The organism is Bacteroides sp. DH3716P (assembly GCF_025914115.1).
Taxonomy (GTDB): domain Bacteria; phylum Bacteroidota; class Bacteroidia; order Bacteroidales; family Bacteroidaceae; genus Bacteroides; species Bacteroides ovatus.
The window spans coordinates 1859658-1876617 of sequence record NZ_CP083673.1; the positions used below are offsets into that span (position 1 = coordinate 1859658).

The following is a 16960-nucleotide window of genomic DNA, read 5'->3' on the forward strand; positions in this document are numbered from 1 at the left end:
CGCTGGTTTATACTTGATAGGCGTTGATTAATACTTGTTAGTTGATGCTTGTCGATTAATACTTAATACCTAATTCTTAATACTTAAATTACTCATTTTATCTGTTGTGCGGAAGGGGAAATCAGGATACTCGTAAAGACTGAAACGAGGTTCGGTTTCTCCTTTCGTATAATTCCAGATAGAAGCATAGTCTTCCGGATCTTCTCCCATCTTGGCTAACTGGCGCAGGTAAGCAGCTAGCGATTTATTCTCTACAATATAAATCTGCCCCATCTGATCGATAATCGGGCTATGATGACGAGTACCGTCATGTTCGAAGCGTAGAATTCGTTTTCCTTCTTCAGTTAGTCCCACCAACTGGAAAGTCATGCTTTTACCGATAGCCGGTAAATTCAATACGCTGCGATCAGTGGCAAGGAAAGGTAAATGATGCTTTCTCATGAAGCGTCTTAATTGCTTGGCAACATCCTCTTTAGGCTCCTCTTCTGTTCCTACTTTCGTCTCTAATATCTTATATAACTCCTCCGCCTGTTCCGGTGTCATACGGCCATAAATCTTTTCCTCCTGTTGCTCCTGCATTGAACGACTGTTGGGTGCAAATACTGCATAATTCTCATTGAATCCCTTTACCGAGAAAGTGTAATAACATACCACCCCCAACGAATTGAGCACCTGACGAAGCCGGGTCGTATGCCCTCTACGTGAAGCAGCCACCGTATATACCAACTGATTCGTAATAATCCATCCCGCAGAAAGAATCTTCCGGATCGCTTCTTTAGCTTCAGGAGTAACCTCCAGCGGTGTCTGGAAATGAGTCTGTATAATAAACTGTTTCACACCGATAGCCGATGCTTTCTCCTTGAATTCCCGCAGAACATCAACCAGCCCGTCGTTGATACGCATCGGCAAATAAGCCAACAGACGTGACCCCAACCGTACCCGTTGCAATTCCGCATATTTCTCTCCATCCTTGCGTTCAAGATTCGCCCTTTGTTTGCGTGCCGCCATCCGATACACCGCATCCAGAATATTCTGAAGCGTTTTATTTTGACTCATCAGCGCATCGCCTCCTGTAATAAGAATATCCCGCAATTGCGTATCCTCTTCAAAATAAGCCATTAACCGACGCAACTTACGATCCCATGATTCCTTCGGGCGTAAAGACTCAAATTCGAAATTCAACCGCTCGCTCTGAAAATCATACATACGCTGACAAGAAGCACAAAGTCCTCCGCAAGCCCGTCCCATAGTGTCAGGAATGAGAATAGCCACCTCCGGATACCGCCGATGAATGTTATGCCCGTCCGGCAAAAGCCATCCCGCAGCATTAGGCTTCCCGGCTTCTACAATATCCTCTTTCTCCCACGCGCGAATATTTCCATACGTCTCCACCAAACGTGGAGAATACAGAATATAACTCCGAATAGCCTCGTCATTATACCCATATCCCGTTACATTAAGCAACGATAAATAATAAGGAGTTGCAAAGAACGGCATACCCTTCTTCCGGGCACGATAAAGCAAATACATAGTCTCTGACGAAAGTGAATTTCCCAGGAATCGATTCAACTCGCCCGGACTTTTCACAGCCATTGCCAAATGAAAGCGGAAATCGTTCCACCACTCATTGACCAACCTGTATTTTTCTTCATAACTCATTCCCTCCTCAAAGTGAAAACGCACCGAAGGCTTCGACTTCCTGTTTTCAATCTTCTGAATCAACAAGTGCAACATCCGCTCCTTATTCTCATCCCGCACTTCACGTACCTCTTCATCCAATCCCGTTTCCCACCGGTCATTCCTACTTTTGATACGCTGTGGCGATGGTAAAGGCACAACCTCTCCCTTCAACCGTTTAAACATCTGGAAAATTTCAATAAACAAATCCGTCGGTATCTCCATATTTTCCAACGTTCCCGTCAGAAACTCATAAAGCAACCGAATCGTCTGTACTGACATATCCTGTCCAGTAGACAGTTCATGGACATTCTGTCCATCATAATCGAGTAAGAGTCGAATTTGCTCCCTCGCCTCCTCCGCAGCCTCATTTTCTATCCTGCAAATTTCCAAAAAACGCAGCATCCCAGCCTTGAACTCTTCCACAGAAGAGCTCTTATCAGCTATCTCCACCACTTCCGGAATTTCTTGATTATAGATTTGTTTCAACTGTGAAAAAGTAAGCGCAAGCATTTTCTTTTGTTTCATAAGCAATCTCTCTATTTTTTAATTATTATAATATACTACCATACCGCATGGTCCTCCTCCGGCCTCGTCTGCACGGCGTCAAGCGAAGGTTTTATTACCGGCGTTAAGAAGGGCAGACTGTTTGAGCGAAGCGAGTTTCTACCCTTTAGACGGGAATGAAACCGGAGTAGCCGGGCAGGCGCAGCCTTGATTTTTTCTTTTGGGTACTTTTTCTTTTGTATCAAGACAAAAGAAAAAAGTACATAAAGATAACAAAAAAAGCGGAGGTACAAAACCCCCGCTTTTTCTATCCTATTAATCTTTACGATTTTCTAACATTTAAAGCGACTTATTTTTTCGTTTCCGTGTCGTCGTTCTTCCGTTTCGGCTCCTTCTTGGCAAGAAGAACAATATTATACACATAATCCGTCATCCACTGTTCAGAGTATCCCAAACGCTCTTTGTACTGGCGAACAGTCGCAGCCGTTTTATGCACATCATCAGCCTTCCACACTGTCTTGGTACAAACATCGTGTACCGTTTTCTGTGTCATACCATACAAAGCCTTCTTAAAGATCGACGGCATACGAAACTTCCACTGCATCAGATTTCCCATCAACATCATCAGATCATTGGAAAATCCCTGATACATGAACAAATAAGATTGAATATCATTTTGAGTGCGGCAGTTACGTTTCACGGAAGAGTCGATTTCCTTAAAGAAGTTCTCGTTCAACCCATAATCCTGCATCAGCATTTTGCGCGCAGCAGATTTTTCGGCCAATCCCAGTTTACCGTTTTGAGTAGGAACTTTAAACAAACGTTTGAAGTTAGCTACGTCCGGCAAGAAGCGGATATTAGTGATACCGAGGTTTGTGGCGATAACTGACTGGAAATACACCCGTGTCAGTGATATGAAATCTTCTACATTGCCGACTTTCGTTTCATCGGATTTTTTCTTGAATAAACCAAATAAGCCCATTGTTATCTCTACAATTTTATTATTTACAATTTACTATTTGAGCGTGTGGAAGGTATATAACATAACTACCATCTGTCAATTTGCGTGCAAAGGTACAAAAACAGTTGGTTTTCACCAACATTCCAAGTCCTTTTCGATGTCCGGCATTGTCTCTTTCTTAAAAACAGGGCTTTGGATGCCAGCTTTCTTTTGCGCGCGGTAATCATTTAGCAGACGGATAGCATATTTTCCGAGGAAAAGGATAGCGATCAGATTACAGATAGCCATTAACGCCATCGTGACATCTGCCAGGCTCCATACCATATCCAATGTGGCAAGTGAACCGAAGAGTACCATACCACCCACCAATATCCTGTAACCATGAAGTACCCATTTCCGGTGAGTGATAAAACGGATATTAGCCTCACCATAATAATAATTCCCCAGAATACTGCTGAAAGCAAAAAAGAAAAGAGCTACGGCAACGAAGATACTGCCCGAAGAACCTATTTCGTTTGTCAACGCCTGTTGAGTCAGCTGCACTCCATTAGCCGAACCATCCAGAGGAGCCCCACTAAAGAGGATGATAAAAGCCGTACAGGTACATATCAATAATGTATCTGTAAATACCGCCAAAGTCTGTATCAACCCTTGTTTTACGGGATGGCTGACATGAGCCGTGGCAGCCGCATTCGGGGCCGAACCCATACCGGCCTCATTGCTGAAAAGTCCTCTCTTGATGCCCTGCATTAATGCCATACCAACTCCTCCTGCCAATGCCTGCTCCCAACCGAAAGCATGGCTGACAATCAGTGCGATAACACCCGGTAAATGAGTGATATTGAGTGCAACAATAACCAGTGCCAGCCCTACATATCCCAAAGCCATAACAGGCACGATAATACTGCTGACGCGGGCAATGCGTTGAATACCTCCAAAGATGATAAGCAATGTCAGCAAAGTCAGCACACCTCCCAATATAATATGATTGAACCCAAAAGCATGCTCTGCCGCAGCACAGATCGTATTACTCTGTACAGAATTGAAAGCAAACCCGAAAGTAATGCTTATTAATACGGCAAAAAGCATTCCCATCCACGGTTGTTTCAACCCTTTCTTCATATAATAAGCAGGTCCTCCGATGAACGAATCCTTTCCGCGTATTTTGTATAATTGTCCCAAAGTAGACTCTATGAAAGCACTCGAAGCCCCTAACAGTGCGATGACCCACATCCAGAAAATAGCCCCGGGACCTCCGATGGCAATGGCAGTAGCCACTCCCGCAAGATTCCCCGTACCCACACGGCTGGCGATAGAAATAGCGAATGCCTGAAAAGAAGATACATGTTTCTCTCCCTGTTTTCCTTTGCCGGCGGATTCGCTTAACAGCACGATCATTTCCCGGATCATGCGAAATTGTACAAAGCGTGTCCGTATGCTGAACCAGACAGCACATCCTAATAACATAATAATTAGAATATACGTCCAAAGTATGTCATTAATCTCGTTGATAAAAGTCATAGTTAAGTATTAAGTATAAAGCATTGTTTGTGGTTATTCGTCTTTTATTCGGAAGTAAAATTTATGATTTTCGAATACAGGTTCCACAATATCATAACGAACAAATTTGGCGAGCAGATGTTCAGCGGCACGTCGTGAAAGTCCGGTTTGTCGACAGTAACGGTTGAGTGAGAGTAAAGTTCCGTGCTCCAGTTGATCGAGCAGGAGCTGTTCACGTTCGGTGTAGCGGATGAGTTCTCCACGGGGGCTATCGCTCTGTTGCCATACACGGAGATGTATGGGAGTTGCCAGAATATTTTCGTCCTTGATGCGGAGATAGGCTAGGGGTTTTCCGGTTTCGTCCTTGGCGTAAACCGGTTTATGTGGAGTTTCTTCGATGGTTGCCACTAACACTTGCCGTCCTTCCACTATGTATGTTTGCAGAGAATATTCCACTTCCGGCACGCAATAAAGTTGTGCGGCGGCTTCAATCATATATTTTTCTTCTTCGGAGCGTACTCCTGCGATTTTACCATTGTCTTTAACGCCAATAAGTAATCGTCCTCCGTCCGTGTTGGCAAAGGCCGAAAGTGTTTTGGCTATTTTGCGTGCGTCGGAAATTTCGAATTTAAAGTCCTGTTGCTGGTGCTCTCCTTCAGCAATCAGTGCATGTATATAATCGGTATCTGTAAGCAGTTTCATGGCTACAAAGGTAGGTAAAAAAGGTAAAAAGCCCCTTTTTTAGATATTTTTCGAAGATTATTTCAAAAAAAATATTGATTTTATGCTTTTATTTCGGGAAACAGTGTATTTTTGCGGCACATTATTAACGAAAAAAATAAAAGGATTATGAAAGAATTGGTAGAAAAGGTAGCAGCTCTTTATGCTGACTTCTCAAAAGATGCTAACGCACAGATCGAAAACGGTAACAAAGCAGCAGGAACTCGCGCTCGTAAAGCTTCTTTGGAAATCGAAAAAGCAATGAAAGAATTCCGTAAAGCATCTTTGGAAGCTTCTAAAAAATAATTTAGAAGACTACTAGGATATTGAAAAAGAGGGCATATCGTGAAGCGATATGCCCTCTTTTTGTTTTAATGCGGAATGACTTTTTATTGTTTTAGTACGGATAGTGGCAATTATTTATAGCATAAAAAGCGGTTCGTTTGGGTGAATCGCTTTTTTAGAAAAGAGATGTCTCCCAAGATGTAAGTCCGGGCTTTTTATATTTTTGTGGTTCTTTTAAATGATTTATTTGCAATTTGTAGGGGGCAAACTTTTTTCTTCTATACGCATCTCAAATTAAATCGTATATTTGCGAAAAGAATCAAGATCGGGAATGATGAACGAAAACGTCTTAGCTAAACTGAAGATACTTGCAGAATCTGCCAAGTACGATGTTTCCTGTTCTTCCAGTGGTACGGTGCGTTCCAATAAGCCGGGAACGCTGGGAAACACTGTGGGAGGATGGGGGATATGCCACAGTTTTGCCGAGGACGGTCGATGTATCTCGCTATTGAAAATCATGCTTACCAATTATTGCATTTACGATTGTGCCTATTGCGTCAACCGTCGTAGCAACGATCTTCCCCGCGCTACCTTTTCCGTTTCGGAATTGGTGGAGCTGACAATGGAATTCTACCGTCGTAACTATATCGAAGGGCTGTTTCTTAGCTCCGGAGTGGTCCGTAATCCGGACTATACAATGGAGAGACTTGTGCGTGTAGCCAAAGATTTGCGGCAAGTGTACCGTTTTAACGGTTATATCCATCTCAAGAGTATTCCCGGAGCCAGTCGCGAATTAGTGAATGAAGCCGGATTGTATGCCGATCGTCTTAGCGTCAACGTCGAAATTCCCAAAGAAGAAAATTTGAAACTGCTTGCACCGGAAAAAGACCATAAAAGCGTATTTGCTCCGATGAAATACATTCAACAAGGCGTGTTGGAGAGTAAAGAAGAACGGCAGAAGTTTCGCCACGCACCGCGTTTCGCACCTGCGGGACAAAGTACCCAGGTGATTGTGGGAGCTACCTCCGAATCGGATAAAGATATTCTTTTTCTTTCGTCGGCACTTTATGGGCGCCCCACCATGAAACGTGTCTATTACTCGGGCTACGTTTCCGTGAATACGTATGATAAGCGCCTTCCGGCATTGAAACAGCCGCCTCTGGTACGTGAAAACCGGCTCTATCAGGCTGACTGGTTATTGCGTTTTTATCAATTCAAGGTAGATGAAATTGTGGATGATTCCTATCCGGATCTCGATCTCGAAATAGACCCGAAACTTTCGTGGGCTTTGCGCCATCCCGAACAGTTTCCTGTTGACATCAATAAGGCAGACTACGAAATGTTGCTCCGTGTGCCGGGAGTAGGGGTGAAGTCGGCGAAACTGATTGTTGCTTCCCGTCGTTTTTCGCGGCTGGGATTTTATGAACTGAAGAAGATAGGAGTGGTGATGAAGAAAGCGCAATATTTCATCACTTGCAAAGAACTGCCTCTTCAGATGCAGACGGTGAACGAACTTTCTCCGCAACGAGTGCGCAGCTTATTGTTGCCGAAACCAAAAAAGAAAGTGGATGAACGCCAGTTGTTGCTTGATTTTGGCGAATAAGAATAATTTACGATTAGACAATTTACTATTCAAAAGTGATACCAAGCGTAAATCGTCTAATAGTAAATTCAATTGTAAATTGTCTAATAGTAACTTAAATAGTAAATCGTAAATTGTCTAATAGTAAATATGTTTAGTGTTTATATTTACGATAAAACCTTTGATGGTCTGCTGACGGCTGTGTTCGACGCCTATTTCCGCAAGACTTTCCCCGATGCTTTGCTGTCGGAAGGAGATGCTTTGCCTTTATTTTGTGATGAGCTGCATACGGTAGTGACCGATGAAGAAAAGGCCGGGCGTGTGTGGCGGGGATTACAGAAGAAAGTTTCCTCTTCCGCTTTGGGGTGCCTCACGCAAAGTTGGCTGTCGGAACTTCCGGAAGTAGGGATGCTTATTTTTCGTTATATCCGTAAAGCGATCGACGCGCCCCGGTCCATTGAAACCAATTTTGGTGATCCGGACGTTTTGCAATTGGTGCAAATATGGAAGAAGGTGGATGGCGAACGTGTGCACCTGATGCAGTTTGTCCGTTTCCAGAAAGCTGCCGACGGTACATTCTTTGCCGCTTTCGAACCGCAGTATAATGCGCTCCCGCTGACGGTTCACCATTTCAAAGACCGTTTTGCCGATCAGAAGTGGATTATTTACGACATGAAACGCCGTTACGGATTTTATTATGACTTGCAGGAGGTGACGACTATCTCGTTTGATGATGACAGTCGTGAATCCCATTTGATTACGGGGATGCTGGACGAAAGTCTGATGGACAAGGATGAGAAGCTTTTCCAACAACTTTGGAAGACATATTTCAAGGCCATTTGTATCAAAGAACGCATGAATCCGAGGAAGCACAGGCAGGATATGCCTGTACGTTATTGGAAGTATCTGACGGAAAAGCAAAAGTAGATTTCCATTTTGGGAGAGGAACGAAAGTCTGACTATTCAATTCGCTGCACCGTTACATCCGGAAATTCCTGTATCAGCGAAAGCAGATGCCCTTCATCATTATTTCGTTTCGACTTGATAACCATCGTAACCTGATAATATTCTGTTTCACCCGTGTGTTGCGTTTCCATCTCGTAAGAGACTATCAGGTAGTCTTTAGAGTTGAATCTGTCCGCTATCTGTTTCAGTATGTCTTTGTTGGGAGTTGAGAAAGAAACCATCGAGCTTTTCATTCCGATGCTTTTAAATAGATAGCTAAGTAGTTCCAGTCCGACGAGGGTTAACACCGTGGCGGCAATACCGATGGTGTACATTCCTGCACCTACCGCCAAGCCGATACCTGCTGTTGCCCAGATTCCTGCGGCGGTAGTCAATCCGCGTACAATCTGTTTTTGAAAGATGATGGTTCCTGCACCGATAAATCCGATACCGCTGACAACCTGTGCCGCCACCCGACTGGGATCGAGTGTGACACTACTTTCTTTTATAATTTCCTGAAATCCGTATTGGGAAACAATCATAATCAAAGCACTACCTAGCGACACGAGAAAATGAGTGCGGTATCCGGCTTCTTTGGCACGGTATTCACGATCCAGTCCAATGATGGTTCCCAGTATTCCGGCGACCAATAAACGGATTACAAAATCCATATTCAACATCATGTGTTCAATCTCCTTTCTGTTTTTTATTGTTTGTGGAAAAATGCTTAGAACCATAAATATACAATTATTTCCCCTTTTTGTATCAATCATTTAGTAATATTTGAACGTATCCAATTCATTTTATCGTATATTCGCAGATTCAAATAAATGTTTAATCCCGCGACCGAGCAAATAATGAAGAAAAGAATTTTTTATATAATCAGCTTTCTGGTGATCTTCTGTATGGAGGTGTTGATAGCTTTGTATGTGCGCGACCGTTTCATACGTCCCTATGTCGGAGATATGCTGGTTGTAGTGCTGGTATATAGCTTTGTACGTATCTTTCTGCCGACGGGGATTCCGCGGATGCCGTTTTATGTCTTTCTTTTTGCCTGTTTTGTAGAAGTCTTGCAATACTTCCAGCTGGTGGAAACATTGGGTGTCACGAACCGCGTAGCCCGAATTGTGCTGGGTTCTACGTTCGATTGGGGAGATATTGCCTGCTATGCTGTGGGATGCGTTTTCATTGTCTTATTCGAGCATTTCGTCCGGCGTAGATCGTAGAGGATTTATTTCTCTTCCGCTTTGGTTTCGGATGGGTTTAGGCTGTGGCCGCAATATTTGCAAAACTCTGCATTATCTTCGTGTCCGGAGCGATGGCAGTTGGGACATTCTTTGTCTCTCCTGCGTTTATACTCTTTCATCATGGAGGCAGATACGATACCTGTGGGTACGGCAATAATCGTGTAACCGATCAGCATGACACAGGCGGAAAGGAATTTTCCGAGGCCGGTGGCGGGAGTAATATCTCCATAACCTACGGTAGTCATGGTGACGATAGCCCAATAGATGCTGTTCGGGATATTGTTGAACTGGGAGTTGGGTTGCGTTCCTTCAATCATATACATTAGCGTTCCGATGGAAGTCACCAGAATGACGACAAACAGGAAGAACACTGCAATCTTCTTACTACTTTCACGCAAGGCAGTGAGCAGCCGTTCCCCCTCATTCAGAAAGTTGAAAAGCTTGAAGACGCGGAACACACGTATCAGGCGGAAGGCACGGATGATGAGTAGATAGCGGGCGCCCGGAAAGAGCAGACCGATGTAAAGAGGCAATGTGGCCAGTAAGTCTACGATACCGAAAAAGCTGAATATGTATTTCCGGGGACGGGGTGAACAGTAGATTCTCGTCAGGTATTCGAAAGTAAAGAAGCCGGTGAAAAGGAATTCCATAATGACGAACGGAGTCGTCAGATAGGTGGGAAGTCCTTTCAGGCTTTCGATGATGACGAGCAATACGCTGACCAGAATACAGGCGATAAGAATCACGTCGAACAATTTTCCGGCAGGGGTGTCCGATTCGAAGATGATGACGTATAACTTTCGTTTCAGTTTCTCGTCATGCAAAAAACGATGGATTCTTTCTTTCAGTTTCATATCAATAGTGTTTGGCCGGAATTAAAGAAAAAGCCTTTTTAGTCGATGACCCACTGTTTATTGTAGGCAACGGTCTTTTGCGGGTTGTAATACATTCCCTCTTGTGTAGGAATATAGAGAATGTATGTCTTTCCGGTCTTGTTTTTCAATGAAGTGTCGCGCAGCCAGGGGTTGGCATCACGAAGTTGGGCATAGGTGATTCCCTGTGATTTTGCGTAGTCGTTCAGATCGTCGATAGAAGTGTTGACGGTTACCTCTTTATAAGGAATAGGCGGATACAGATGTTCCCGTTTCAAGAGGAATCCGTAACGTTGCGGGTTATTGAATATCTCTTTGGCTGCCAGCAGGCGGAACATGTAGCGGGAAGTTTCCTCTACCAGCCATAAGTCCATGGCATGACTTGCCAACTGCTTTTCAAGTTGGGAGGAGATACGTCCCTGTCCGGCGTTATAGGCGGCGGAGACAGCCATCCAATCGCCATATTTGGCATACGCCTGTTTGAAGTATTTGCAGGCGGCAACGGTTGCTTTTTCAATATGATAGCGTTCGTCTACGTTATCGTTCACTTCCAGCCCGAATTCCCGTCCGGTGGCAGGCATAAATTGCCATAGACCTGCTGCTCCTGCCGGAGAGCGTGCGATGTTATTCAGATTGCTCTCGATGACCATCAGGTATTTGAAGTCGTCGGGGATACCGTTTGCTTTCAGTATCGGTTCGATGATGGGGAAGTAACGGTTGGCGCGCTTGATTAATAGCATGGTGGTGGAGTGCATATAGGTGAAGGCCATCATCTCGCGGTCCATCCGTTCGCGGCGGTCATAGCGCCGGAGGTCGATCGTTTCCCCGTCGAAGGTGACCTGTGCGGGAACAGTAGGCGGAGTGACACAATAAGGCACTTCCGATTTGGCGGAATGTTGTTCGTTCACTTGGCTGCTGCCTGTCAATATTGGGATGGAAGCACCGATGCAAAATACTAATATAAGTGTAAGAATATAGTTGATTTTCATTTGTCTTTTCATTTTATAACCTTTTTGGATGCTTCAATGTTTACGTCTATCTTGCAAAGATAACCTCATTTTGCTTTTTTCAAAGAACTTTTCTTGCATTTTATACGTTTTTCTAATAGAGTTAAAATAAACAACGAATCAAGATGAATATAGCAATGACCGGAGCTACCGGATATATAGGTAAACATCTTTCTAATTATCTTACAGAAAAGGGCGGACATCGGATCATTCCTCTAGGAAGGTCGATGTTTCGCGAAGGTATGTCCGGTTATTTGATTCAGACACTGACCCATTGTGATGTTGTCATCAACCTGGCAGGTGCACCTATCAATAAACGTTGGACACCGGAATATAAACAGGAGCTTTTCAACAGTCGTATTGTTGTAACCAATCGTATTATCCGCGCTTTGAACGCAGTCAAAACGAAACCGAAACTGATGATTTCGGCTTCTGCCGTAGGTTATTATCCTTCGGAAGCGGAGGTGGACGAATATACCCGTACCCGTGGAGAAGGTTTTCTGTCCGATCTTTGCTATGCGTGGGAAAAAGAGGCGAAACACTGTCCCGAACCTACAAGGCTCGTTATTACACGCTTCGGCGTAGTGCTTTCTCCGGACGGGGGAGCGATGCAGCAGATGCTTCGCCCTTTGCAAGCCACCAAGATAGCCACCGCCATCGGTCCCGGTACACAGGTTTTTCCGTGGATATCGATACGGGATCTTTGCCGTGCAATGGAGTTCTTTATCACTCACGAAGAGACACATGGGGTATATAACCTGGTTGCTCCGCAGCAGATCTCGCAATATGCTTTCACCCGTGCGATGGGAAAGGCTTATCGGGCATGGACAACGATGGTAGCTCCGCAACGAATTTTCCGTATCTTATATGGTGAAGCGGCATCTTTCCTGACTGCTGGCCAGAGAGTTCGCTCAACGCGTCTTACGGAGGCGGGATTTCATTTCTCCATTCCCAATGTCGGACGTCTTTTCAGAGGTACGGACCATAGTACGGTTACCTCTCTCGATTTGCACCGGTATATGGGACTTTGGTATGAAATAGCCCGCTACGAGAATCGTTTTGAATACGGACTTGTAGACGTCACGGCTACTTACACGCTCCGTCCCGACGGCATGATTCGTGTGGAGAACCGGGGATGCAAACGTAATTCTCCTTACGACATCTGCAAGACTGCCAACGGACACGCCAAAATACCCGATCCCACACAGCCGGGCAAACTGAAAGTGTCTTTCTTCCTTAGTTTCTATTCTGATTATTATGTCTTGGAACTGGATGAAGAGAATTACAATTATGCCCTGGTAGGCAGCAGTACTGATAAATATCTCTGGATACTAAGCCGTACACCCCAACTGCCGGAAGAAATCAAGAAGAAACTCGTCACCGCTGCCGAACGTCGTGGATACGATACGAGCCAGTTGAAGTGGATCGAGCAACTCTGATCGCAGGCATATACATATATCAGTTTATGCAATCCGCACCTAATAAATAATATAAGATTGTTTAGCGAAAGTATTTAACGGACGATAAACCAACTTTAAAACAACAGAAATTATGGATTACGAAATTATTCATCAGCCCGAACAAAAATTGTTCAAGACAGAAGTAGACGGTCGCACCGCCTTTGTACAATATCGCCTGATAGGTGATTCTCTTGATATTATCCACACAATTGTGCCACAACCCATTGAAGGGCGGGGGATTGCCGCTGCTTTGGTAAAAGCTGCTTACGCCTATGCATTAGCTAACGGGATGAAGCCGAAAGCAACGTGCTCTTATGCAGTGAAGTGGTTGGAAAGACACCCGGAAATAAATGGTTAAATACTCGCTTTTGATTCGTCGGAAAAGGAAATAATATTATCTTTGTAATTGGAAATCAATGAAGAAAAATAGTGTTATGATAAAAGAAGGTGAAAAGGTAAAAGTGGATCCTAGATTAACGGGACTCGATGAATGGATAGAGGGTACAGTAATTGATATTGAACATAATCCGTTCAAAGGCTTAGTTATAGCGATTCGTGATAAATTTAACCGTATTTTCTTTGGTGAGCAGAAATATTTTATTCCTGTAAATGAGGATAATGTATGTATGCAATAGCCTTTGATATGGTCATTACAGACCTACGTGCCAATTATGGAGAGCCTTATAACAATGCCTATTTTGAAATAAATAAAGTGTTGCGTCAGTATGAGTTTTATAATACGCAGGGTAGTGTATATCTAACAGAGAAAACTGATATGGCAAATCTTTTTCGTGCAATTGACGCATTGAAACGTATTCCTTGGTTTCAGGCGTCAGTTCGTGATCTTCGTGCGTTTCGTGTAGAAGACTGGTCGAACTTTACGGATTTTATAAAAGAAAATAAGTAGATAAGCTTTCAGGTCTGAATATGTATTCATGCCTGAAAGCTCCTTTTATTTCTCAATTACTGTTTCCACCTCTTCAACTGTGGAAAGTACTCCTTCATCGTTTTCCGTGCTTCCTCCACTGTGTATTTCACTTCCGAGTCTTTATTGAACTCATCCAGATAATTCAGATTAAGCTCGATCATCTCGTCCATGGTACACTCTTTCGTGAAATGTCCGTCCGCATAGCAATAGTGGCAATAATCTTCGTTCTTGCTACCGTCCGTTTCTTTTCCAAAAGTTGAGTCGTCTATCGGCATACCGCAACTTTGACAAAATTTTTGTTCCATCTTTTTTTGTTAGATTATAAGTTTATGTTACAAGACAAATGTAAGTAAAAATATTGGAAAAGAAGTAATCCGGTCTTGCTATTTATTCATTTATTTCTTTCCTGGTTTGCTTTTGGTGTTAATTGGTTTTCACGGGCAGCCGTTTCCACATCCAACGGGGAATCATTTTCCAGAAAAAGACCAGTATCCGGTAGCGCCAGTCGATCACTACTATCCGTTGTTTCCGCTCCAGTGACCAGGCGATGTGACGTCCCACTTTCGCTGCATCCATCAATAGCGGATAATGTTTCCCGTCGTTGAGCAAGTCGGTGGCAACAAATCCGGGACGGATATCAGTAAAACGGATATTCAGTTTTTGTAAATATGAAAGTTGTTCGAGAGCATCTATGTAAGTGTTCTGGAAGCGTTTGGTGGCAGAGTAGGCAGGAGCCACTCCAAGTCCTTTCGTTCCCGCGATGGAGCTGATGACTGCCAGGTGGCCGCCTCCGCTTTTCCTGAAATAGATGAAAGCGGTATCCACCATGCGGATAAATCCCTCTACATTCGTGTATGCTGTGTTCAGCTCCACCTCCATGTTCAGATTCGTATTCTGGAAACCGATGCCCGAGCTAAGAAGAAACAAATCCATGCCGCCCACCTTGTCGATGAGCATATTCAATTTCTCGCCTGCATCTTCCTGGGTTACGTCCAACGTTTGAATTTGAATCTGATCCGGTGCTGCCCGTTGTAGGTTTTCGAGAGCAGATTGCCGTCTGCCGGCTACTCCGATTTGCCATCCATCCAGTAACAGACATTTTGCAACTTCTTGTCCGATGCCGGAGGTAGCGCCAATGATAATGGCTTTTTTCATTACTGATTTTTTTAGTAAGTTATAGGTTCAATAAATGTCGTATGGCCTGCCAGGGTGCATAAAGCAACATCCTCGGTCCGGAGAAACGCATCACCTGTCGCATTCGTTCGCGCATGACGGGTTTGTAACAATGTACGGTGCATTCCTTGCATGCACTCTTCTTCTCTCCAAACGGACAATGGTCGAGACGTGCGTGGGCATAGCGGAGCAACTCTTCACAGTCGGCACAAAGAATTGTATTTTTTTCTTTTTTCCGGCAATAGAGGCGGATCATCAACTCTACCGTTTTCTTTTCGTGCGCAATGCGTGATGCTTTCATCTCTTTCTTTTTTACACTTTGGAATGACAAAGATAGCGAAGATTATGCAGAAATGCAGGCGTATTCTGTTAAAATACACCTTCTTCTTTTTTCTATTTTGAAAAGCACCCTTTCATTTTGGTAGGGTATTTAGAGATTACTTATTCAAAATGAAAAAAATATTGCATTGATTACAAGCTAATTATCAGAATCCTTTTCATTTTGGCATACTCTTGGCTATGAGGGGAACATACAAAATGATTCATGAGTTATGGAAGAGTACATTTCAGATAACAGTCTGTATATTCGGAGTAAGAATAATAGCATGATTAACCGGAAGATGATAGGGCGCGTGTTGGGTATGTTGCTATTTATCGAATTGGGGATGTTCTTACTTTGTGCCGGAGTGTCGGCTGGTTACGGGGAAAGTGATTATAAATACTTTCTTTACACCTGTATCATCAATGCTGTGGTAGGCGGATTGTTACTGCTCTACGGACGGGGAGCGGAGAATAAGATGAGCCGGAGAGACGGATATTGTGTGGTCACTCTTTCATGGGTGTTTTTTACCTTTTTCGGCATGCTTCCTTTTTATTTTAGCGGAAGCATTGATACGATAACCAATGCCTTTTTCGAAACCATGTCCGGGTTTACCACTACAGGAGCTACTATTCTCGATGATATTGAATCCCTTTCCCACGGTATGCTTTTCTGGCGAAGCCTGACGCAGTGGATCGGTGGTTTGGGGATTGTGTTTTTCACGATTGCCATTCTTCCTATCTTTACCACGGGAGGAGTGCAACTCTTCTCTGCTGAATCTACGGGAGTGACGCACGACCGTACCCATCCGAAAATCAATGTCATGGCCAAGTGGTTGTGGACAATTTATCTGGTATTGACAGTTTCGGAAACTGTCTTATTGATGTTTGGGGGCATGAGCTTGTTTGATGCCATTTGCCAGTCGTTTGCCACTACTGCTACGGGCGGATATTCTACCAAGCAGAACAGTATATCTTACTGGAATTCTCCGTATATAGAATATGTGGTGGCTATCTTTATGATTGTTTCCAGTATCAACTTCTCTTTGTTTCTGATGTGTTTGAAAGGAAAAGTCGGTCGTTTATTCAAAGATGAAGAGTTACACTGGTTTCTGGCGTCAGTGGGTATCTTGACTTTTCTTATCACGTTGGCGCTCGTCTTTCAAAATCATTATGACTGGGAACTGGCTTTCCGGAAAGCATTGTTCCAGGTGTCTACGGTGCATACTTCCTGCGGTTTTGCTACGGATGATTATAATATGTGGCCTCCTTTCACGTGGTTACTGTTGTTCATTGCGATGCTTTCGGGAGGGTGTACGGGTTCTACCAGTGGAGGTATCAAGAATATGCGGTTGCTGATTGTGGCGCGTGCCATCCGGAATGAGTTCAAACATCTGCTCCACCCGAATGCCGTGCTTCCCGTACGTATCAATAAGCAGACGGTGTCTTCTTCTATCGTAACTACCGTATTGATTTTCTTTGCTTTTTATCTGGTTCTGATCCTGATTGGGTGGACGGCTCTTTTGTTTTTGGGAGTTGGCTTTTCCGAGTCCGTCAGTACGGTTATTTCGAGTATAGGCAATGTCGGTCCGGGATTGGGAACTTGCGGGCCTGCATATTCGTGGAATTCTTTACCTGATCTGGCAAAGTGGATACTTTCTTTTCTGATGCTGGTGGGACGTCTGGAATTGTTTAGTGTACTCCTGTTGTTTTATCCGGGATTCTGGAAGAATAGATAAACTGTAAATCATGAACGGGCTTCTGAAACATCGTTGGAA

Annotated in this window: 19 protein-coding genes; 9 read left to right on the forward strand and 10 right to left on the reverse strand. The window is 43.9% G+C overall.

Going from position 1 to position 16960, the window contains the following annotated elements; genetic code table 11:
- Positions 1–69 precede the first annotated feature (69 nt).
- The 4 genes from KQP79_RS06500 to KQP79_RS06515 form a co-directional block, all read right to left on the reverse strand.
- Complete coding sequence (locus tag KQP79_RS06500) at positions 70–2205, reverse strand: KamA family radical SAM protein (RefSeq protein ID WP_004308282.1); 2136 nt, start codon at positions 2203–2205, stop codon at positions 70–72.
- A 328-nt stretch (positions 2206–2533) separates the two neighbouring features.
- The gene (locus tag KQP79_RS06505) at positions 2534–3166 is read right to left on the reverse strand and encodes a hypothetical protein (protein WP_004301962.1); all 633 of its coding nucleotides are present in this window, start codon (positions 3164–3166) and stop codon (positions 2534–2536) included.
- Positions 3167–3277: 111 nt separating this feature from the next.
- Positions 3278–4666, reverse strand: a complete 1389-nt coding sequence (locus KQP79_RS06510; protein ID WP_004325091.1) for an alanine/glycine:cation symporter family protein — start codon at positions 4664–4666, stop codon at positions 3278–3280.
- A 33-nt stretch (positions 4667–4699) separates the two neighbouring features.
- Entirely contained in the window at positions 4700–5347 is a 648-nt protein-coding gene (locus tag KQP79_RS06515; protein ID WP_004308278.1) for a helix-turn-helix domain-containing protein, read from the reverse strand.
- Between the two features lie 147 nt (positions 5348–5494).
- On the opposite strand from KQP79_RS06515, the gene KQP79_RS06520 reads away from it, so the two are divergent.
- The 3 genes from KQP79_RS06520 (at position 5495) to KQP79_RS06530 (ending at position 8159) form a co-directional block, all read left to right on the forward strand.
- On the forward strand, positions 5495–5671 hold the full coding sequence (locus KQP79_RS06520; protein WP_004301965.1) for a histone H1: 177 nt from the start codon (positions 5495–5497) through the stop codon (positions 5669–5671).
- Positions 5672–5984: 313 nt separating this feature from the next.
- Positions 5985–7253, forward strand: a complete 1269-nt coding sequence (locus KQP79_RS06525; RefSeq protein WP_004304808.1) for a putative DNA modification/repair radical SAM protein — start codon at positions 5985–5987, stop codon at positions 7251–7253.
- A gap of 129 nt (positions 7254–7382) precedes the next feature.
- Positions 7383–8159: a TIGR03915 family putative DNA repair protein gene (locus tag KQP79_RS06530; RefSeq protein ID WP_004308275.1), complete on the forward strand. Its 777-nt coding sequence runs from the start codon at positions 7383–7385 to the stop codon at positions 8157–8159.
- Between the two features lie 32 nt (positions 8160–8191).
- Here KQP79_RS06530 and KQP79_RS06535 read toward each other — a convergent pair whose 3' ends face one another.
- Positions 8192–8860 (reverse strand): MgtC/SapB family protein, encoded by a 669-nt coding sequence (locus KQP79_RS06535; RefSeq protein WP_004308274.1) that lies wholly within the window; start codon positions 8858–8860, stop codon positions 8192–8194.
- A 174-nt stretch (positions 8861–9034) separates the two neighbouring features.
- Between KQP79_RS06535 and KQP79_RS06540 the strand changes: the two genes are divergently transcribed.
- Positions 9035–9403, forward strand: coding sequence for a DUF2809 domain-containing protein (locus KQP79_RS06540; RefSeq protein ID WP_004308273.1), 369 nt, complete (start codon positions 9035–9037; stop codon positions 9401–9403).
- Positions 9404–9408: 5 nt separating this feature from the next.
- Here the strand turns inward: KQP79_RS06540 and KQP79_RS06545 are convergent, their stop codons facing one another.
- Positions 9409–10278 carry an ion transporter gene (locus tag KQP79_RS06545; protein WP_004304811.1) on the reverse strand — a complete coding sequence of 290 codons (870 nt, stop codon included), beginning with the start codon at positions 10276–10278 and terminating at the stop codon, positions 9409–9411.
- 38 nt (positions 10279–10316) lie between these two features.
- Entirely contained in the window at positions 10317–11297 is a 981-nt protein-coding gene (locus KQP79_RS06550; RefSeq protein WP_004308272.1) for a lytic transglycosylase domain-containing protein, read from the reverse strand.
- A gap of 131 nt (positions 11298–11428) precedes the next feature.
- Here KQP79_RS06550 and KQP79_RS06555 point away from each other — a divergent pair, with 131 nt between their 5' ends.
- The 4 genes from KQP79_RS06555 to KQP79_RS06570 all read left to right on the forward strand — a co-directional run bounded on the left by KQP79_RS06555 (position 11429) and on the right by KQP79_RS06570 (position 13670).
- Positions 11429–12742, forward strand: coding sequence for a TIGR01777 family oxidoreductase (locus KQP79_RS06555; protein WP_004301972.1), 1314 nt, complete (start codon positions 11429–11431; stop codon positions 12740–12742).
- A 112-nt stretch (positions 12743–12854) separates the two neighbouring features.
- Positions 12855–13121 (forward strand): GNAT family N-acetyltransferase, encoded by a 267-nt coding sequence (locus KQP79_RS06560; RefSeq protein ID WP_004301973.1) that lies wholly within the window; start codon positions 12855–12857, stop codon positions 13119–13121.
- Positions 13122–13179: 58 nt separating this feature from the next.
- Positions 13180–13398 carry a hypothetical protein gene (locus tag KQP79_RS06565; RefSeq protein ID WP_004301974.1) on the forward strand — a complete coding sequence of 73 codons (219 nt, stop codon included), beginning with the start codon at positions 13180–13182 and terminating at the stop codon, positions 13396–13398.
- Complete coding sequence (locus KQP79_RS06570) at positions 13386–13670, forward strand: virulence protein (protein ID WP_004301975.1); 285 nt, start codon at positions 13386–13388, stop codon at positions 13668–13670. Before KQP79_RS06565 ends, KQP79_RS06570 begins: the two co-directional genes overlap by 13 nt.
- 56 nt (positions 13671–13726) lie before the next feature.
- Here the strand turns inward: KQP79_RS06570 and KQP79_RS06575 are convergent, their stop codons facing one another.
- From KQP79_RS06575 to KQP79_RS06585, 3 genes are all read right to left on the reverse strand, one after another.
- Entirely contained in the window at positions 13727–13996 is a 270-nt protein-coding gene (locus KQP79_RS06575; protein ID WP_004320675.1) for a zinc ribbon domain-containing protein, read from the reverse strand.
- A 118-nt stretch (positions 13997–14114) separates the two neighbouring features.
- The gene (locus KQP79_RS06580) at positions 14115–14846 is read right to left on the reverse strand and encodes an SDR family NAD(P)-dependent oxidoreductase (RefSeq protein WP_004308271.1); all 732 of its coding nucleotides are present in this window, start codon (positions 14844–14846) and stop codon (positions 14115–14117) included.
- 19 nt (positions 14847–14865) lie between these two features.
- The gene (locus KQP79_RS06585) at positions 14866–15165 is read right to left on the reverse strand and encodes a nitrous oxide-stimulated promoter family protein (protein WP_004304816.1); all 300 of its coding nucleotides are present in this window, start codon (positions 15163–15165) and stop codon (positions 14866–14868) included.
- Positions 15166–15415: 250 nt separating this feature from the next.
- Between KQP79_RS06585 and KQP79_RS06590 the strand changes: the two genes are divergently transcribed.
- Entirely contained in the window at positions 15416–16921 is a 1506-nt protein-coding gene (locus tag KQP79_RS06590) for a TrkH family potassium uptake protein (protein WP_004301980.1), read from the forward strand.
- Positions 16922–16960: the final 39 nt, after the last annotated feature.